The sequence below is a fragment of the Plastoroseomonas hellenica genome, from assembly GCF_018129085.1.
GTDB lineage: Bacteria > Pseudomonadota > Alphaproteobacteria > Acetobacterales > Acetobacteraceae > Plastoroseomonas > Plastoroseomonas hellenica.
Genome location: NZ_JAAGBB010000016.1, coordinates 15,333 through 35,036 on the forward strand (window position 1 = coordinate 15,333; position 19,704 = coordinate 35,036).

15 protein-coding genes are annotated in these 19,704 nt (G+C 68.6%); 3 read left to right on the top strand and 12 right to left on the bottom strand.

Features of this window, described 5'->3' with window-relative positions; all coding sequences use genetic code 11:
• The first annotated feature begins 265 nt into the window (after positions 1-265).
• The 3 genes from GXW71_RS14495 (at position 266) to GXW71_RS14505 (ending at position 2,549) form a co-directional block, all read left to right on the top strand.
• The gene (locus tag GXW71_RS14495; RefSeq protein WP_211853242.1) at positions 266-550 is read left to right on the top strand and encodes a hypothetical protein; all 285 of its coding nucleotides are present in this window, start codon (positions 266-268) and stop codon (positions 548-550) included.
• Between the two features lie 256 nt (positions 551-806).
• Complete coding sequence (locus tag GXW71_RS14500; RefSeq protein WP_211853243.1) at positions 807-1,949, top strand: polysaccharide pyruvyl transferase family protein; 1,143 nt, start codon at positions 807-809, stop codon at positions 1,947-1,949.
• Positions 1,950-1,976: 27 nt separating this feature from the next.
• Positions 1,977-2,549, top strand: a complete 573-nt coding sequence (locus tag GXW71_RS14505) for a hypothetical protein (protein WP_211853244.1) — start codon at positions 1,977-1,979, stop codon at positions 2,547-2,549.
• Positions 2,550-2,663: 114 nt separating this feature from the next.
• Here the strand turns inward: GXW71_RS14505 and GXW71_RS14510 are convergent, their stop codons facing one another.
• The 12 genes from GXW71_RS14510 to GXW71_RS14565 all read right to left on the bottom strand — a co-directional run bounded on the left by GXW71_RS14510 (position 2,664) and on the right by GXW71_RS14565 (position 19,675).
• Positions 2,664-3,812, bottom strand: a complete 1,149-nt coding sequence (locus GXW71_RS14510) for a glycoside hydrolase family protein (RefSeq protein ID WP_211853245.1) — start codon at positions 3,810-3,812, stop codon at positions 2,664-2,666.
• A gap of 14 nt (positions 3,813-3,826) precedes the next feature.
• A complete protein-coding gene (locus GXW71_RS14515; protein ID WP_211853246.1) occupies positions 3,827-4,651 on the bottom strand; it encodes a glycosyltransferase family 2 protein in 825 nt (274 codons plus the stop codon).
• Between the two features lies 1 nt (position 4,652).
• Positions 4,653-5,726, bottom strand: coding sequence for a GSCFA domain-containing protein (locus GXW71_RS14520; protein ID WP_211853247.1), 1,074 nt, complete (start codon positions 5,724-5,726; stop codon positions 4,653-4,655).
• Positions 5,727-5,757: 31 nt separating this feature from the next.
• Positions 5,758-7,554: a tetratricopeptide repeat protein gene (locus GXW71_RS14525; RefSeq protein ID WP_211853248.1), complete on the bottom strand. Its 1,797-nt coding sequence runs from the start codon at positions 7,552-7,554 to the stop codon at positions 5,758-5,760.
• A gap of 4 nt (positions 7,555-7,558) precedes the next feature.
• The gene (locus GXW71_RS14530) at positions 7,559-8,908 is read right to left on the bottom strand and encodes an HlyD family type I secretion periplasmic adaptor subunit (RefSeq protein WP_211853249.1); all 1,350 of its coding nucleotides are present in this window, start codon (positions 8,906-8,908) and stop codon (positions 7,559-7,561) included.
• An 11-nt stretch (positions 8,909-8,919) separates the two neighbouring features.
• Positions 8,920-11,103 (bottom strand): peptidase domain-containing ABC transporter, encoded by a 2,184-nt coding sequence (locus tag GXW71_RS14535; RefSeq protein ID WP_211853250.1) that lies wholly within the window; start codon positions 11,101-11,103, stop codon positions 8,920-8,922.
• The gene (locus GXW71_RS14540) at positions 11,100-12,890 is read right to left on the bottom strand and encodes a glycosyltransferase family 2 protein (protein WP_211853251.1); all 1,791 of its coding nucleotides are present in this window, start codon (positions 12,888-12,890) and stop codon (positions 11,100-11,102) included. Before GXW71_RS14540 ends, GXW71_RS14535 begins: the two co-directional genes overlap by 4 nt.
• Position 12,891: 1 nt before the next feature.
• On the bottom strand, positions 12,892-14,001 hold the full coding sequence (locus tag GXW71_RS14545) for a hypothetical protein (protein ID WP_211853252.1): 1,110 nt from the start codon (positions 13,999-14,001) through the stop codon (positions 12,892-12,894).
• 23 nt (positions 14,002-14,024) lie between these two features.
• Entirely contained in the window at positions 14,025-15,464 is a 1,440-nt protein-coding gene (locus GXW71_RS14550) for a glycosyltransferase family 4 protein (protein WP_211853253.1), read from the bottom strand.
• Positions 15,465-15,597: 133 nt separating this feature from the next.
• Positions 15,598-17,391, bottom strand: coding sequence for a glycosyltransferase (locus tag GXW71_RS35460; RefSeq protein ID WP_211853254.1), 1,794 nt, complete (start codon positions 17,389-17,391; stop codon positions 15,598-15,600).
• A 56-nt stretch (positions 17,392-17,447) separates the two neighbouring features.
• Positions 17,448-18,740, bottom strand: a complete 1,293-nt coding sequence (locus GXW71_RS14560; protein ID WP_367617307.1) for a glycosyltransferase family 4 protein — start codon at positions 18,738-18,740, stop codon at positions 17,448-17,450.
• Complete coding sequence (locus GXW71_RS14565; protein ID WP_211853255.1) at positions 18,737-19,675, bottom strand: hypothetical protein; 939 nt, start codon at positions 19,673-19,675, stop codon at positions 18,737-18,739. Before GXW71_RS14565 ends, GXW71_RS14560 begins: the two co-directional genes overlap by 4 nt.
• Between the last annotated feature and the right edge of the window lie 29 nt (positions 19,676-19,704).

Here is a 19,704-nt window from a genome sequence, read left to right on the forward strand (position 1 = left end):
AGCTTGGCCAGCGCGGTCACCGTGAGGTGCGTGAGGCCCTTCCTGGCGAACCAGGCGACGGCCTGAGAGACCGGTCACCACGGCGTGCTGTTGCAGCATGCGCTCCTGGCTGGCGCGGACTTGCCTCCCTCGGCCATGCTCCCTTACGCCGCAGTGCACAATCCCGGCCTGACCCGGGGCACCGCTCGACGCCTTTGTTTGATCGCGTGATTCAGATTTTTCGGCGATTCCGCCTCAAGTCATCACGCTCTAGGGAGACATCCAGATGTCGCAGCCGGAGATCGCGTTCGTGGACAACCCGCATGCGCCGGACGTCTTCGCCGATGAAGCCGTGGGCTTCCTGATCCACCGCGGGGTCGTGCGGGTCACGCTCACCAGCGGGCATGTCAGCCACAACATCAATCCAAGCCCGGCCAGCCGCGTGGTGATCGGCCGGCTGGTCATGCCCGCGCAGTCGGCGGCCGAGTTGGCGGTCGGGCTCTTCGACTTCCTGCAGAAGCACGGCGTGCAGGTGCCCGGCCTCCGGCGCGAGGGCGAACGCGTGCAGTAAGCGACGGCGGCGCGGCGAGCCGCCGCACAGCACTTTGACGGAGCGCGGGACAGATTCAGGATAGATTGCAGCCGCACGGGTGTTCCTGGTCGCCGCCCGGGGCTGCAGCATCGCGCGTTGCCGCACCGCAATAAAGCGAAGTTGTATATCCATACCTTGCTCAATGCACGGTTGTGAGCGACCTTGCGTAGAGATCGCCGGGCGGTCAGCCCCACCCCTTGGCAATACGAAACGCGTCGCCATAAGGAATTGACGAATGCGCCGTCCAATTGTCATGGGTGGTAACCCATACATCACGGACTACTACCGTAGAAACGCGCAGGACTTATTCGACCAGACCGGCGGCAATACCGGCAATCTCGCTTTCATGTTCGCCGTGGCAAGCCATGCCGTCGGCGCAAAGTTTCTTCCCTTCAGTACGCCCGCGGAGGAAGTCCGGCGGCAAGGCGACATCATTCTCCTGCCGCTGGCCAACCAGCTCGGGCGGCACACCGATCTCGGCTCGGCCGCCGACCGGCTGATCGACTTCAATCTTCCGGTGCTCGGTCTCGGCCTCGGCGCCCAGGCCGATAGCCGGGACGCCGATATCACGCTGACATCAGGCACCGAGAAATGGCTGCGGGTGATCGCGTCCTTGGCGCCGGCCGGCGCCCCGAACCTCGGCGTGCGCGGCGAATACACCAAGACCCAGATCGCGCGCTTCGGCCTCGGCGACAGTGCCCTGGTCACCGGCTGCCCTTCCAACTTCATCAATGCCAATGCCGATATCGCGCTGAGCATCGCCGAGGGTTTCCGCAGGAAGCCGCGCCACATCGCCGTGGCCGCCGGCATCCCCTTCATCCCGGCGCTGGCGCGGCTGGAGCGGGATCTGGCGGACATGGTCACCCTGACCGGCGGTGCCTACATCGTGCAGCACGGCCTGCAGATGCTGCAGATCGCCCGCAATGAGTTCGACAGCATGTCGGACGAGGTACTGGAGACATGCCGGAGCTACATCGCGCCCGCCCAGTCGAAGACGGAGTTCATCACCTGGTGCCGGCGCCACGCCCATGGCTTCTACGACGTGCGCGGCTGGATGGATTTCCTCCGGCGCTTCGATTTCGTCATCGGCACCCGCTTCCATGGCGCCATGCTCGCCTTGCAGGCTGGCGTTCCCGCGGCCTGCATCGCCCATGACAGCCGGACGCAGGAGATGTGCGAGACGATGGGCATACCGGTCCGCCACTACAGCGAGATCCCGGGCGGCCTGACGCTCAACAACCTGCTCGACTACTTCTCCTTCGATGCGGAGGCCTACATGGCCCGCCGCAGGCAGCTTTGCGAAAGCTACATTTCCATCTTCGACACCGCCGAGGTGGAGATCCCCAAGCGCCTGCGTGCCCTCGCCACCGCCGCCTAATCCGCCGAAGCCGCCGAGGACCAGCGCATGAAGCTCGCGATGAAGCCTGAAGAGATCGCGCTGTTCAAAAGTCTCCTCGCCTGTTCCCGACGCTATGTGGAGTTCGGTGCCGGCGGCAGCACGGTATTGGCCGCTTCCCTGGTGAAAGAGGCCGTGACCTCGGTCGACAGCTCCAAGGAATGGCTCGACCGGGTGCGGCAGGACTGCGAGGCGCAGAAATGCCCCGTCTCGCCGACGCTGATCCATGTGGATATCGGCGAGCTGAAGGACTGGGGCTATCCCAGGGACACCAAGCGGAGGCCGGATTGGCCGCGCTACTATTCCTGGCTCGGCGACTCCCGGGACGGCGCTTTAGCGGATCTCTTCCTTGTGGATGGCCGCTTCCGGGTCGCCTCCTTCCTGCAGGTCTTCCTGCAGGGGAATCCGGACTCCCTCATCGCCATCCATGATTTCGCGAACCGCCCAAAATACCACGTCATCCACGAGTTCGGCCGGGAGGTGGCGCGGGCGGAGAACTTCTCCGTCTTCCTGCGACGCCCTGGCGCGGACAGGAAGCGCGCTCTGGAGGTTCTCGAGGCGCACGCCTACGTCGCCGACTGATTCCGTCGGCTCTCAGACGCCGGAAGCGCGCTATTCACACGACGCCTATTCCGGCGCTCGGCACAAGTGAAACTCGTGCCGTTGGCATGAGGGCTCGCGCGAGCCCCCTCCCCGTCAGTCGACGCGCAGCCGCACGTAGCGCAGATCCCGGTTCATGGTGCCGGTGCCTCTCCCGGGCGCCAGATTCTGCACCGTGAAGATCAGCGCCGGCGCATTGGAATCCAAGGTGTCGAAATTGCGCGAGCGGCTGCCGGGATCGATGATGGCCGGATAGTCCATCGTCTCGGTGGTGGAATCCGTGCGCGCCCGCGTCGGTGCCATCATGATCCGGCGCGGCCCCTCCCAGCGCAGCAGATCCGCCGAGGTCGCGTAGTAGAAGCCAGGCACCGGCTGCGTGTCGCCGGCAAGTTGCAGGCGATGGCGGATCACAGCGATCCAGGTATGCCGCCGGCTGTCATAGCTCAACGAGCGCACCTCCTGGGACAGCACCGAAGGGCTGACCGGCCGGCAGGAACGCGACGCGGCGGCATCGCGCATCTCCACGGTGAATGCCTGGCCATCCCAGGCGCGCCAGCGTTCCGGCGCGAAGGGGTCGTCGCTGCGGAAGAGGCAATTGCCCGGCGGCTGCACGCCCTCGCCCTGCAGATAGACCATGACGTAGTAGGCGCCGTCATGCTGGACGATGTTCGAGGTCGTGAACGCACCGTAGCGCCTGGTGGCACGGTCCGGATAGCGGCCGAGCGTGGCCACCGTCCGCGCCTCCGGCCGCACCAGCGCGAAGCTCCGCCCGCCATCCTCGGAGGCCGCCGCGAGGATGTTGTTCAGCCAGCAGCGCCCGGCCTGGCCTTGCGGGTCGCAGCCGCCGCGTTGCGTGGGCCGGCGCAGATCCTCGCTCACCAGCGCGGCGACGCGGCGCCCGTCCGGCGTATAGGTGGCCTCGATCCAGAGGAAGCCATCATCCTGAGGCCGTTCCCGGGAACTGCGCAGCGTGGCCTCGCAGGATGGCCGCAGCGATGCGAAGTCCCGCCCGACGAGCGCCCAGTTCTCGCGATGCGACGCCATCAGCACCATCTCGCCATCCGCCCTGCGGAAGGCGCGCGCCGGCGCATCGGGGATGAACTCATCCTCGCATCGGTCGCTCGTCCAACGGTAGAGCGTCTCAGGCGGGCCTGCGGGCGCCAGCGTCGGCGCCTGTGCGGCGGCGCGCCCGATCGCGAAGCTCAGCATGATGGTCGCCAGGATGAATGGCTTGGATCGCATCATCGTCCAACCCCCCTTCAGTGTCGAAGTTGCTCCAGCATTGCCGCGACCCGTGGCTGGAAGCGCAGGATGCTGTCGTCGATCTGGTCATTGCGGTTGTGGAAGTGGAAATGCCCGTCCGGCCGGACCGCGACCGCATGGTCCGCGTTCACCGCGGCGCGCCCCCGGTTGCGCTTCCGCTCCCACTCCGCCCAGGACTTCCCGAAGTAATGGTTCACCTGGGCCTTGCTGAAGCTGACGAGGTCCTGCCGCGCCGCCGGCAGCGGCTTCAGCTCGACATGATCGGGATTGACGAACAGCCTGCCCGGCTTCAGCCGCGGCGTGTGGATGCCGATCTCCTCCACATCCGCGACGCGGATGATCGCCTTGCCGAGGTGGTTGGGGCCGAAATCCTCGGCGGCGGCGGCCGTGAAGCGTTCGATCACCAGGCCGGGCAGATGCTCCTTGTGACCATTGTCGCCGAACAGCCGCCAGTTGAGACCGATCGCCCCCGGATCCGGATAATCGGCCAGGAAGGCGCCGATGGTGTCGTGGCGCTTCAGGTTGATGAACTCGTCGAGGTCGAGCGGCGCGACCCATTCGGTCTCGGGCCCGAAGCGGCGCAGCCAATCCGCATAGGCGCGCGCCTGCGGCGCCTTGCCGTCGACGGTGCGCCACGGCGTGACCGTCACATGTCTCGCCACACCCGGCAGGGACAGCAGCGCCGCGGTGTCGTCCGTGCTTTCATTGTCATAGAGGAAGATGTGGTCGAAGCCGACCGCCAGATGGAACGCGATCCACTCCAGGAGATAGGGCCCCTCGTTCTTGGCGATGGCCAAGACGACGGCCTTGTATCGCGCCATGTCACGCCGCTCCGGCGGCGGCGGACATCATCTCGCCGCGCGCCGCGGGCGCCGCTTCGGCTTCCTCGTCCAGGTAGCAGGCGCGGAAGCTCCGCATCACATGGCCGACCATGCGATGGTTCACGTGCAGCCTGTCCTCGCTCCAGGCGAGCTCGCGCGGGCTGTTGGTGACGATCTCGTAGCTCGGGAAGTAGTCGACGAAGTCGTGCCGCGACGACACCTCGTCGGTCAGCGTCCGCAGCAGCGACTTTGACAGGGTATTCGCGGTGACGACGTCGAGCGGCCGGAAGGTCGCATGGAAAGGCACGGGGCTTACCGTGATCACGAAGTGCATGTCCGGATTGCAGACCTCCCGGATCAACGCGATCGTCTCCTCGAGTTCCACCAGGGCCTCGCCATAGCTCGGCACGACGAAATTGAAGCGATCGGCCAGACGCATCATCGGACGGCCGCCCGGCGCCCGGTTCATCGCGAGACCAGTCTTCGTATCGACCCATCCCTCGACCAGGCCGAGCGTCAGGAAGACCACATCGGCCTTGCGGATCTGCGCCGTCGCCGCAGCGATCTGCCGGCGGCATTCGCGGACCATCTCATACGGCCCCGACCTGGTTCCCGCAGCGTGCGGATCGAACCAGAGATCGCTCTGGAGCTCGATCAGGCCATCATCCTCGTGCTGCTCGTCCAGCAGCACCCGCCGGATCTCATGCGTCATCGACGCGACGGTGTATTTGTTGAAGGCGCCACGGCTCAGACGCCCCTTGGGGACGCCACCGCCGGTACCCTTGGCCTCGTCCCAGCTATCGAAGAGTTCCGGCGCGATCCCGAATTCCTTGGTGACCAGCGGCACGCCGGACTGGATCAGGACGTTCTCCACCTCCCGCGCGAAGCAGGACCCCATGGTGAAGATCCGTGTGTCTCGCTTGATCTTGAACTTTGGCTGGTGCCGGATCGCGAAATACTCGCCGGTGTCGAAGCGATCCTTGGCGCTGCTTCCGGCAGCGCCGCCGACCCATTGGCGCGCCGGGTTCCGGCTCGCCACGGACAAGGCTGCGGAGCCTGCGATCTCGTAAGCCATCACGATCTCCCTATGCGCTGGTGGTCGTCCGTCATGATGCGGCCTGCATCACTTGGCTCTCGCCGATCGCCGCGAGTTCACGGGCGCCATCCGGATCGCCTGCATCCGCAGCCCGCCGCAGCCAGGCGATCCCCGCCTCGCGATCAACCTCGCCGCCATGCCCGCGCAGCAGGTAACGGCCCAGCATGAGCTGCGCCTTGCGATGGCCGCACTCCGCCGCCGAGCGGAACCATTGCCGCGCCGCCTCGCGATCGGCGGGCTGGTCATGGCCACCGCCCAGCAGCGCGCCGGCGGCGAACATCGATCCGACATGGCCACCCTTGGCGGCCTGCTCGAAGAGGCGCAGGGCCGTCGCGACATCGCGCGGTCCGCCGCGGCCATTCGCCAGCAGCTCGGCATAAGCGGCGGCCGCATCCATCATCCCTTCCGCGGCCGCGCGCTTGAGCCAGATGCGCGCCTCCCGCAGCGACGCATCGTCGCCGAGATCGCGCATCAGCATCACCGCGTACCAGAACTGGGCATTGACGACCTGCTCCGCGGCCTGGCGCATCCAGTGCCGCGCCTTCTCCAGATCACGTCTCGCGCCCAGCCCTTCCGCGTAGCAGACGGCGAGATTGTAGGCGGCGATCGGATCACCCGCTTCCGCGTCGCGCGTGAACCAGGCTTCGGCCTGGATCTCCTGGCGCTCCAGCTCCAGCCCGGCGAGCGCGCGGCGGCCGACTTCGGCGCGCGCGAAATCATCGCCGCGCTGCGCCGCGATAGCGAGCCAGCGCCGCCCCTCATCCTCGTCGCGCGCGACCCCGAGCCCGAGCAGGTAAAGCAGGCCGAGCGCGCGCGTCGCCTGAGCGTGCCCGGCCTCGGCGGCCAGGCGAAACCATTTGCCGGCCTCGATATGGTTGGGCGGCAGCCCCTCCCCGCGCGCGTAGAGGTCGCCGACCAGCACCGCCGCTTCTGCATCACCCGCCAGCGCGGCGCGCCGCAGCCAGGTCTCGGCGGCCACGGGGTCAGCCTCGACGCCACGCCCGACCAGCAGGGCGAGGCCGAGCCGCGCCTGCGCCGGCCGCACATTCTGGCTGGCGGCGACGCGATATCTCGCCACCGCCGCGACCGGGTCGCTGATCACCCCGTGGCCCCGTTCCAGCAATACGCCATGGGCATAGAGCGCGCTGGGCAGCCCGGCCTCCGCCGCCCGGCCGATGAGGGAGGCCGCCTCCACCGCGTAGCTGACGCCGCGCCCGGACAACAACAGGCCGAGGCCGAGCAGACCCTGCGGGGAATCGGCCTCAACGGATCTCCGGTACCAGCGCTCCGCCTCCTCCAGGCTGCGCAGCTCCTCCGGCCCATTGGCGAGGATATAGCCGGCGATCGCCTGACCATCGGCGGAGCCGCCCTCGGCCGCCTGGCGTGCCCAGCTCAGGGCGGTGCGGTAATCGGGCGCGCCGCGATCGGCCGTCGTCTCGAAGAGCAGCGCCGACGCCTCCTCCCCCACGGCGGGCGGGCGCCCATGCAGGAAGAGCGCCGCGAGAAGCGCCTGGGCCGGTGCCGATCCCGCGCCGGCGGCGCGCTCCAGCCAGAGAACGGCGTGGGAGAGGCTGGCGGGAGCGCCCCTGCCGCTGGCATAGGCACGGCCGACCTCGTACTGCGCTTCCGCGATGCCGGCCCTGGCGGCGCGCAGCTCCAGCCGCAGCGCTTCGCCGTCTCGCCCTTGTGCGCGGAACCGCGCCGCCGCGGCGTGGCAGCGCCGCGACGAGGCGACGGTGCCGAGCCGCAGCGCCAGCCGGTCCAGGATGCCCGGCGCCGGCGGTGCCGATGCTGTCGTGGCCGACATGGCGCTAAGGCTCCCGGAAAGCTTCGGTGGTCGGCTGCAGGAAGCGGTCGAAGAAGTAGGTGACGACATTCCGCTCGCCGACCCGGACGTCGACCGTCACCGGCATGCCGGGCACCAGACGGAAATCCGATTGCACGTTGTGCAGCTGGATCGCCTCGATCGAGACCCGCGCCCGGTAGAGCGGCGCGGTCGGGCGCCCCTGCTCGTCGGTGACGAAGCTGTCCGGACTCATCACACGGACGCGGCCCTCGAGCTTGCCGTAGCGCATGAAGGGGAAGCTATCGAGCTTGATGTCCGCGGTCTGGCCGGCATGCACGAAGCCGGCGTCGCGCCCGGCCACCTCGGCTTCCACCTCGAGCACGGCATCGAGCGGCACCAGGTTGATGAACTCGTTGCCGGGCTGCATGACCGACCCGACCGAGACCCGTGCCACCGACAGCACGATGCCGTCACCCGGCGCGGTCAGCTCCACCAACTGCCGGCGCAGCCGCGCCTTGTTGATCTGCTCGCGCACATCCGCGAGCTCGCGCTGCCGCGCGACCAAGTCCTGCGAGGTCTGGGTACGCCATTGCCGGTCATAGGCGTCACGCTCGGCGCTTATACCCAGCAATTCCTCCCGACTGGAGCGCGACGTTGCCTCGGCAACCGTCAGGGAGCGCATCATCTCGACGCGGCTGTCGGTCGCGACCAGCGCGTTCAGGCGGCTGCCGACCTGCTGGCGCTCCAGCTCGCGGCGCATGCCCTCGATCTGTGTCGCGAGCTGCAGCCGCTGGCGGAGAAATCCCGCCTCCGCTTCAGCGCGCGCGATATTCGATTCCACCCCCGCCGCGCGTTGCCGATAGACCTCCGAGCGGAAGGCGCGCTCGGCCCGGCGTTGCGCGAAGAGCCCAGCCTGCAGGACGGCGGCCGGGCTGTTCTGGGTGGGCGCGAAGTCGACCTCGTTGTTCTCCGCCTCGAGCCGTTGCACCTCCGGCTCCAGCGCCGCGTGACGATCCTCGAGTGCGGTGAGATCGGCCGTGGCAAAGGTCGGATCCAGGCGCGCTACGACGTCCCCGGCGCGCACGACCTGGCCGACCCGCACGTCGATCGAGCGGACGATGGCCGTCTCCAGCGGCTGCAAGCGGATCGTCGGCGCCTGGGAGACGATACGGCCCTGCGCCACGACCACACGATCGACCGGAATCAGGGTCGCCGCCGCCAGCATGCTCGCCACCATCGCGAGGATCAGCCAGGGCAGCACGCGCGCGGCCAGCGGTGCCCGCGCCTCGATCAGCGCGCTCGTGGGCGGGCGGAACTCGAGCAGGACGACATTGTCGTTGGAGCGTACCGGGACCGGAAGCTTGGAGGCGGACATGCTCTCTTCCCTCAGACCCTGGCTTTCTGTTGCAGCCAGAGGTGCCGGTAGGTCGCGCAGCGGTCGACCAGCGTCGCATGCGGCGCCACATCCTCGAGCTTGCCTTCGTTCAGCACCGCGATCGCGTCGCAGTCGGTCAGCGACGACAGACGGTGGGACACGATGATGAGGGTCCGGCCGGCGGCGATGCGCCGAAGGCTCGCATTCACCAGCGCCTCACTCTCAGGGTCGAGTGCGCTGGTCGCCTCATCGAGCAGCAGGATGCGCGGATCATTGACCAGGGCCCGCGCGATGGCCAGGCGTTGGCGCTGGCCGCCGGAGAGGTTGGCGCCCCCCTCCTCGATCAGGGTGTCGTAGCCGCGCGGCAACTGCTCGATGAACTCCTCGGCGCTGGCCAGGCGTGCCGCCCGCAGCGCGTCGTCCATCGTCAGGTGCGGCCGGCCGGCCAGGATGTTCTCGCGGATCGTCGCGCGGAACAGGAAGCTCTCCTGCAGCACCACGCCGACGCTGCGCCGGAGATGCCCAAGATCCAGTTCGCGCAGCTCGACATCGTCGAACTTGATCAGGCCGGAGTAGTTGCGCGTGCTGCCCTGCAACAGCCGTACCAGCGTGCTCTTGCCCGAGCCGCTGCGACCGACCACGCCGAGCATGGTCCCGATCTCGAGCTTCAGCGTGAGCTCCCGCAGTGCAGGCCGGGCAGCGTCCGGATAGGTATAGGACACGCGGTCCATGCTGAGCGCGCCGGTGAAGCGCGGGCGCACGCCACCGCCGCCCGCCGCCGTCTCGGGCGGTGCATTCAGCACCTCCCCCGCCTGATGGATCGAGGCCTTGATGTCCTCGAGATCGGTCAGGACGCGCGCCAGCGTGACCAGCGGCCCGGACACCCGCCCGGACAGCATCATGATGGCCATCAGCCCACCCACCGGGATCGATTCCGGCCGCACCAGCGCGAGATAGGCGCCGATGAGAAAGACGCCGCGCCCCATGAAACGCTCGATCGGAATGCCGAGCACATTCGGCCAGACCGCCAGCAGCCCGGCGCTGCGGCGGAGCGAGGTGGAGTCCGCGACCCGCTTGTCCCACTCCGCCTTGCGTGCCGGCTCCATCGCCAGGGTCTTGATGGTGCGGATGCCGTGCACCGTCTCGACCAGGAAGCCATTCTTCCGCGTCTCCGCCACCAATGCCTTGGCCGAAGCCCGGCGGATCGACGGGATGAAGACGACGATGATGGTCGCGAGCAGGAGGGCGGCGCCAAGGACGAAGAGCGCAAGCATCCAGTTCAGGGCAAAGAGCACCGGCAGCGCGAAGAACAGCACCGTGCCGTCCAGCACCAGGGTGCCGACCCGTCCGGTGATGAAGTCCCTGAGGCGCCAGACCTGCTGCAGCCGATGCGTGGTGTCGCCGGCTGGCTGCCGCTCGAAATAGTCGATCGGCAGGCGCAGCAGCCGATCCAGCACGAAGGTGTTGATCCGCACATCGACGCGCGTCGACAACGCGAGCAGCAGGTGTTCGCGGGCGAAGGTGAGCCCCGCCTCATAGAGCGCGACCGTGCCGAAGAGGACGGCGATCAGGGTCAGCGTCGCGTAGCCTTCATGGGCCAGCACGCGATCGAGGGTTCCCATTACCAGCAGCGGCCCGGCCAGGGCCAGGAAGCTCAGCACCAGCGCCGCCATCAGCGTGCCGCGGGCAAGCCCCTTCTCCTGCCCCAACAACCGGAGCAGCCAATGCAGATCGAAAGTCGACTCCTCGCTGGCGGCGACGCGCTGGCGCCCGACCAGCACGGTGGTGCCATCCCAGACCGCCTCGAGGCGCGCCTGGTCCACAGGCACTGGCCGCCCACCCTCGGGTGCCGAGGGATCGCGCAGGAAGACGACGTCCTTCCCCGGGGTGGCGCCCACCGCCAGCGCCGCACCGCCATCCTTCAGCAGCGCTACCACCGGACCATTGCCGGTCTCGCCGACCAGATGGCTCCAACGCAGCCGCACCGCGCGGGCGCTCAGGCCATTGTCGCGCGCCCATTCGGCCAGCCGCGCCGGCTCGCTGCCCGGCCGGGGCGCATTGGAGGCGAGGGGGTCGAGCTCCACGCCGTGGAAGCGCGCCGCCGCGATCATCGCCAGCACGCGCTTGTCCTCTGGCCGGCGGGCCGGGACCGAGGGAGCCGCGGCGACTTCGGTCGTGCCTTCGGGCGGGCTCATGGCCGTGCCCCTTCCTTCCCGCGCTGTGGGGAAGCGCCACGGAACCATCGCCGCGTATGCGTCCAGGCGTTCAGCAGGCTGACATACATCCGCCAGCGCCGATCCGGCGTCACCTGCGACTGCCGTTCCAGGTGATACAGCACCGCGCGCGCATCGACGGCCGCACCGAGCCCGCGTGCCTTCAGCCGCAGGCAGAGATCCGAATCCTCGAAGTCGCCGGTGACATAATCCTCGTCGAAGCCGCCAAGCTCATTGGCCACGGCCCGGGAGAGCGTCATGCAGGCGCCGGTGACCGCCTCCATGCGCTGGATGCCAGTGCCCTGCTGCAGCCGGCGGCCCTTCCCGGGATGCTTCGGGAAAGGCCAGTTGCCGAATTGCGGCAGCCGCTCGAAGGCCAAGCCATCATGCTGGACGGTGCCATCCTCGAACAGCAGCAGCCCGCCCACGATGCCGAGGGTCGGGTCGGCCTGCAGATCCTCGATCATCAGGTCGAGCCAGCGCGGCTCCTTCGGCATGATGTCGGAATTGAGGAAGCAGATGTATTCGCCGCGCGCGTAGGTGAGCCCGACATTGTTGGCCGGCGCGAAGCCGAGATTCTCTTCGAGCAGCACGGTGCGGAACGGCAGCCCGAAGCGGGCATAAGCCGAATGCGCGAGGTCGAGCAGCTCCCGTTTGCGCGGCGGATCGTCGAGCACGAAGATCAGCTCGTGCCGCTCGAAGCCATGCTCGGACAGCAGCGCGAGCTGGTACATCGCGAAGTCCATGCGGCCATAGAGCGGGATGATCACCGAGCAGACCGGCTCGGCGGGCGGCTCGCCGAAGGTGATCTCGGTCGCACGCCGCTCCGCCGTCAGCCTGGCGCGGTTCACCGCCACCAGCGAGGGGCCGAGCACCTTGTCGAAGGCGGGTTCGAGCTCGTCGGGCGGCAGGTCCACGCATTCCAGCACCCGCCGGATCGCGGCGAGGCCACGGCGGACCGGCTGGGGCACGTTCTCGTAGCCGATCTCGCCATTGACGAGCTCGACCTCGAGATAGAGCCCGCCTTCCTCGGCAACGCTCGCCGGCGCATAGGCGACGAAGCCGCAGCGCCGGTCCACAGCGCCGTATTTCGGCGCCAGCGCTTCGACGATGTCGCCCCGCTCGGTGCGGATCCAGCGCTGGCCCAGCGGGTCGGAAAGCCCCCGCCCGGAGCGCAGGCGGATGGAGGAGACGGAGCTGGTCGGGTCGACGAACCAGCCGATCAGCAACAGCCCGTCCGGCGGCACCAGCACGGTCTCGTCGACCGCGAGATGCAGCGGGACCGGCAGGCGGCCGAGCGTGCTGCTGCCGTCATAGACCTGCCGCGACAGCAACGCGAGCAGGCGGGAGCGCCCGACGCCGAGGCCATTGACCAGCAGCGGCCGCGCCCGCCCCACCAGATCCGCCTCGCGCAGGTGATGCAAGGTGCGGGCGGCAACGATGCGGAGCGTACCGGCGGGCGTCGCGATCTCGAGCGCCAGGAACTCACCGAGGGAGCGTCCGGTGGCAGCCAGGAAGATGACCACGCCCATGCCACGGTCGGCGATGTCGGGGCGGTCATGCCAGCAGGTGATGACATCCGCCGAAAGCTGGCCGCGCTCGAAATGCGCGACGACGGCGCCGGGCGGCAGGTCGTCCGCCCAGCGCTGCGTGCTCCAGCCGCAGAACAGCCAGCCGCCCGCGGCCGTTCCGTAGCCGTGGAAGTCGACATAGCCGTGCTCGGCCGCCGCCGGCTTCGGCGCGACGCTGACGCCCGCCTTTTTCAGCACCTCAGACAGTGAGCGACGCTCCCGAGAAGTGTTGCAGGGTGAAGGAGCCGCCGCGCCCGAGCAGGAAACGCACCGGCGTCTGGCGCGCCGGCGCGCACGAGACCAGCAGCGCGGTGGCCTCGCCGGCGGCCGGGCGGAGGCGGAAGATCGTGCCGGGCCCGAGAAGCATGACGTCTCCGGGCCTGAGGCTGTTCGTCTGGATGGAGGCGCCCTGCGCGACCGCGATGGCGGTCGGTGCATTCGTCTCGGGCAGCCAGCGGGAGCGGCCGTCGGCCGTGAATTCCGGGAAGCGGTGGCTGTGCCGGACCAGATCGACCAGGACCGGACCGCCGATCGCGGCCACCGTGAGCAGGCATTCCGTCGGCGACGGCAGCACGTCGAAGGCGCTCGCCTGCAGGAAGGCCTCGCCATCGCTCCGCTGCGCCTCGACGCGGTAGACGGAGGGGTTGTCGTCCAGCACCGCGCGCATCAGCCGCAGCGGCGTCTCGCCGAACAGCGCATCCGGGATTGCGCGGATGAGCCTGTCCACACCTTCGCCGAGCCGCGGATGCAAGGGGACACCTTCCGGGACGTCGGCCGCCGCGCCGAGATCGGCCGCCAGGAAGCCGCTCCGCGCGTGCAGGCCGGTCAGCAGCAGATGGCCATCGGCGATCAGGCGCGACAGTGATGTCTCCAGATCGGCCGGGGTCGCGCCGGTCGCGATGCGGCCGGCCAGCACCTGGGCGGCATCCGAGCGATCGATCCAGAGGCCGCCGAAGACGCTGCCCGTCCAGCCGGCCGCCGGGAAGCGGGCCCGCATGACCGAGAGGAAGTCGATGAACCCCGTCAGATTGGTGCGCGGCAGCTCCAGGTCGCTGCCCTGCGGCTTGATCTGGACCGTCGGCAGGAGTTGCGCCGCGATATCCTGGTAGAAGGCGATGCTGAACCCGCAGCGCCCGTCGCCGAGCCCCGCCGCGGCCAGGTCTGCCCGTTCCTGATCGGCGACGGCCTCGCCGATGATGGTGCCGTTCATCATCGCCTGCACGATCAGCGGCGCGTCCTGGCGGCCGGCGAAGAGCCAGCCGCTGGCGCCACTCGTCGACAGATCATCGATGGAACCTCGAATGCTCATGCGGTGCTCCCGGCCTGCGACGGTCATAGGACAACCCCTGGCTGCGCCCGGTTCGCCGCCACAGGAGCGGGATCATGGGGCGCGACTTCGGATGCGTCGGCGCTGCGGCGCGCCGGCTTCAAACTGTCGTAGAGGGCGAGCGTCGCCGACACGGTCTCCGTCACCGTGGAAGGCACGGCGAGGCCGTCGCGCAGCCGCGCGAGCCGGTGCGGCTCCTTCGCCAGGCGCTTCAGCAGCGCCGCGAGCGACCAGCCGCTGCCCGCGTGGAAATGGAAGCCGTCGACGCCGTTGCGGACCTTCTCGGCCATGCCGCCGATATCCGAGCAAATCACCGGGCGCCGGTTCAGCAGCGCCTCCTGGATCACGAGCGGCGAGTTCTCCCACCAGATCGAGGGGATCAGCACGGCGTGGACGCTGCGCATCAGGCCGTGCACCCGGACATTGTCGTAGGGGCCGCAGTAGCGGATGTTGACCGGCGCCTTGGCCAGGCGCTCCTCGAAATCCTTTCGGAACTCCGGCGGCTGGCTCGACGCGTCGCCATGGACGTCGATCCGGATGTTCGAGATGCCTTCCTTGGCGAGGAGATCCGCCGCCTCGAAGAGCACGGCGATGCCCTTGAGCCGCGAGATCTGGCCGAAGAAGCCGAAGACGAGGCCTTCCTCGATGTCCTCCTCATAGGCATCCGCCCCCTCCGCGGCCCGCAGCGTCACCGGCATGCCGTTCTCGATCACCGAGATGCGGTCCGCCTCGATGCCCCAGGCGATGTAGCGTTCGGCGAGGAAGCGGCTCGGCGACACGAAGTGGTCGACCAGCCGGAAGAAGCGCTTCAGGAAGAGATCGCGGAGGAAGAAGTCCTGCTCCGTCCGTTCGGGGAAGCAGCGCGCGCAATCCCTGAGCCCAGATGCGTAGCACGGCGCGAAATTGGGCTTCTTCACCATCTGGCCGAAGTGATTGCAGACCGCCAGGTATTCATGCAGCGTCAGGACGATGCGCGCCTCCGGTACGGCACGGCGGATCTGGTAGAAGACCTCGACCCCGAAGTTCGCGTAATGATGCAGGTGCACCACATCCGGCCTGATGTCCCGAAGCAGCGTCATGAACTCCGCGGGGAATTCCGGGTCCGGGTTCGAGTGGATGAAATGGTCGTAGCCACCGCCGACATAGACGTACTCATTGGCCTCGAAGGGCTGAATCAGGCGAACGCCCAACCGCTCGGAGAAGCGACCCGCCGAGGCGGAGATGAAGAAGGTCCGTATCCCCGGACGCGTCCCCAGCTCCCGGTACATCTGGAAGGCGGAAATCTCGGCGCCGCCTTTCGACACGCGCGGATCGGCATGGGACATGACGAGCACGCGCAGCTCGCGTCCATCGGCCATGGCTTCCGGCGCCCTCGAGGCGACCGGCAACCGTGACACGGGCCGCGCTGCGGCGGCCTTCGCGACATCCTTCGGCTTACGCGCCATCGAATCCCTTCCTTTGGTGGCAGTGGCCGCACCCTCCCACTCGCGGAGCCGCATGGCCGTCTTTGAAGCGCGGCCCGCGCGACGATGACGTTATTGAACAAATCAAATATACTGAAATAGAATTCTCGTGTTTCTATGCCACTTTTCTTTTCATTTCAGAGAAATTATCTATTTTGTTCTTGGACGCCGCGTGCCTCTGCCCGGACACGGCGAAGTACCTCTCCCAGCGCCGATTGAAGTGCCAGGCGTTGAAGGCCGTCAGGTTGTGGCGCCACTTCGCGTTGCGGCCCTGGGTCTGGCGCTCCAGATGAAACAGCGTCACATCGGCTGCCACGGCGCAGCCGAGCCCGCGCGCCTGCAATTTCATGCAGAGGTCGGCATCCTCGAAATCGCCGATGGCGTAATCCTCGTCGAAGCCGTCGACATCCTGCCAAACCGCACGCGGCATCATGATGCAGGCGCCGCTCACCGCCTCGCAGTCCATGCGCCCGGCCATCCCGGCCACCGCCGGCCGCCCCTTGTCCGGGTGCAGGGGAAAGCGCCAGCCGCCGAACTGCGGCAGCGCCGTCAGGCGGCATCCGCCATGCTGCACCGTGCCATCCTCGAAGAGCAGCAGCGGCGAGACGATGCCGAGCGCCGGGTCCCGCTCCAGATGGGCGGAGAGTCCGTCAAGCCAGCCCACGGCATGCGGGAAGACATCCGAATTCACGACGCAGAGGTGGCGCCCGGACGAATACCGCACGCCGAGATTCACCGCGGGACCGAAGCCGAGGTTCCGATCCACGCAGAGCAGCCGGAAGGGCAGGCCCAGTCGCGCGAACAGCGAATGCGCCAACGGCTCCGCTTCCCAGCGCTGGCGGGGGTCGTCGAGGACGTAGATGATCTCGGTCCCCTCACCCAGCGTCGCGCTGAACTGGACGAGCTGATAGGTCATGAAATCGAGGCGGCCATAGAGCGGCACGATCACACTGCGGAGCGGATTGGCAGGGCGATCGCCGAAGTCGAGCACCGTCGCGGTCGCCGGCTTGCGCAGACGCTGGCGATTGAGCCCGAGGATCACGGGACCCAGCACCTGATCGAAGATCGGCGCGACCGCGGTGCCGTGCGGTAGATCAACGGCGCTGAGGATGCTGCGGATCGCCGCGAGCGGTGCATAGCCGGGTGCCGGAAGCGGCAGCCGTGCCACCTCTCCTGCCCGGGTCTCGATCTCGAGCATGGTCGCAGCGCCGGACTGCAGGCCTTCCGGGAAAAACGCCAGGAAGCCGAGTGCGGGATCATCGAGGCCAAGCCCCACGCCGATGCTCTCCAGCACGTCGCGGCGGCGGATCGGCAGCCAGTGTCCGGCGGCGAGCGGCGTGACGCGGTCGCCGGAGCGGAGCCGGATCGCCCGCACTGCATCCGCCGGGTCCGCGAGCCAGCCATAGAGCGCGAGACCATCCGGCGCGATGAGGAAGGTCTCCTCGATCTCGCAGCGGAGGCGCACCGCAAGCTTCGCGGGATCGACCGCATCCGGCATGTCCGGCCTGGCGAGGACCGCGATGATCCCGCCATCGTCCGGCGCATCGGCACCGGGCTCGGCGAGAATCGCCTGGGCCATCGCCCGCATCGCGCCCACGCCGAACGCCATCGCCCCATCCGCGCCAAGCCGCAGTGCGGCGCTGCCGTCCCAGAGATCGATGGCGACGAGGTCCGCCCCGTCCCCCATTTCCTCGACCAGCGCGACGAAGCTACGGCGGGCTTCGCGGCCGCCAGCAATCGGCGCGCCGGCACAGGCCTGGAGCGGGCCCGCCCCGCCCCCGGCCCGGAAATGGACGATGGCGTGCGGTGCGGCGAGAGACGCCCGGCATGCCTCCGGCACCCAGCCGGCCAGCAGGATGCCGCGACCGCCACCCAGCCGGGACCAGGCGGTGACGCGGCCTTCTGCCACGGACCTCACCTCCGCCGGTGCCGCCAAGGCGTCGCTGTGCGCCGTGTCGCGCATGGTCAGTGCAGCACCGATTGCACGAGGCCGTCGAAGACGGCGTGCTGCGCATCGATATCCAGCGTCCGCTCGGCATGCCGTCGCACCGCCATGCGCAGGCGCCGCGCGAGCCGTGTGTCCTCGAGCCCGCGGAGGATGGATTGCGCCAGCGCATCCGCATCGAAGAAGGGGGTCAGCAGCGCCGTCCTGCCGTTCGTCAGGAAGTTCTGCACCGGCGGCGTATCACTCGCGACGATGCAGCAGCCGCAGGCCATGGCCTCGCGGAGCGACCAGGAGGCGACAAAAGGGTACGTCAGGTAGACATGCACATCCGAGCGCTGCAGCACCGCGACATGCTGCTCGAAGGGGATGCGGCCCGCGAAGTGGATCCGGTCGGGATCGAGCTGCCCACGCAGCTCCTCGAGCAGCATCTGCCGATAGGACCGGCCTCGCGGCGGCGGCATGCCATAGCTGACACCATCGCCGCCCACCATCATCACATGCAGGTCGGGCCGCGCCTGCAGCAGCCGGGGCAGCGCCCGCATGAAAACGTGGAAGCCCCGATAAGGCTCCAGATTGCGTGCGACATAGGTCAGCAGCGGTGCGCCAGGCGGAATCGCGGGAAGCTTGCCGATCTGCAGCGGCGCCGCGGCGGCTTCAGGATCCGGCGCGCAGCGCGCGAGATCCACCCCCTCAGGCACCAGGCGGACGCGGCGGCGCGCCCAATCCGGATAGGTGGAACGCTGCCAGCGGGTCGGTGTCTGGCCGAGCGTGGTCTGCTGCAAGGTCAGGAGATTGACGGCATTCTTGGCGCGCACCCGGGGGTTCAGCTCCGCCGGCGTCGGGAATTCCGGGTCGAAGCCGACATCGGCGCCTTCGGTCTGGTAGTAGAATTCGTAGTAGCCAATGACCGGCACCCCCGGCCAGACATCCCGGATGTTGAGGAGCTCGCCCCAGCCGGCATGGCCGATGACCACGTCCGGCGCGAAGCCCAGGGTCTGAAGCTGGCGGCAGACCGTGGCGACCGCCTCGGCACGGGCCAGCGCGACATGGAATTCGCGGCCATGATGGTGCACCGCGCTGACGCCGCGCGGGTCGAAGCTGTAGGCGATCCTGCGCACGCCGGGGATCTCGACCGATTCGTGCAGGCCGATCATCACCACGTCGTTCGCCGGGTTCGCCGCGAGCCGGCGCAGGACATGCAGGTACTGGCCCGGCGCATTCTGGTGGATGAAGAGATAGCGCATGCCGGCCGCGAGCTGCGGCGGCATGCCGACCGGCGGGGTTGGCAGCGTGCGGGAGAGAAGCGCGCTCACGTCTTCATCCGGACGCTCTTGCGCGCTCCGCGCGGCGGCATGGTGCTCACATTCGCTGCCGCGAATTCACCGGCATCGAGCCCCTTGGGCGCCAGCATCAGCCGGAAGCTCTCGAGCGGAGCCAGCGTATCGGATTCACAGGCGATCTCGGCGCCGACCAGCGGGCCGATCCGGGTGCCGTCGCCGAAGGTCGCCTCCGCCTCGCAGGCGTAGTTCAGATGGGCAGCGCCCTTCAGCCGCACCCGCAGGCCGAGAATGGGCAGCGACATGCCGCGGCTGCCGCAGAAGCCGCCGCTGAGGATCCAGGGGGACAACCAGCCGCGCCCCAGCACGGCCTGATATTCGAGATCCTGGGTCGCGACGCCCTCAGGCGCCGCGATGCTGAAGCCTTCGATCCAGCGGCCGGCACCGGCCGCACCGACCCATTCCCCGAAGCCGCGGGCGACATCGCCGTCGCGTTGGACATGGGCCACGATCGCGGGCGGTGGCGCCTGATCCGGGACGGCCTCCGCCGGCGGCGCGGCCGCGATGGCTTCGGCAGGCGCCGGCATGGCGGCCGCGATATCGCCGAGGCGCTGGATGTGCAGCTTGGGCGGCGTCGCCGTCGCATCCCCACGGGGCAGGTAGTTGGTCAGCAGAAGCCGGCTGTTGGGCGACGAGGCCCGCACGAGAACGGCTTGCCCCGGCGTATCCAGCCACTCATTCGACGGCAGGCCGACCGTGCTGATGCTGCCCCCCTGGCCGGTGCCCGGTGCACCGGAGATACGGGTGCTGGGCAGCATCGCCGATTGCGCCAATGCCCGGCCTGGCTCGAGGACGGAAATGCAATAGAGGCCTGGCTGGATTGTCAGCATATGGGCCGAGGAGCGAACCTCGGCCACCATGTCGCTCCGGTCGGCGCCGGACGGGGGAAGCCTGACCTCGGGCTGAGCCATGCAGAAGGAACCTCGCTGGCGGCCTGGTT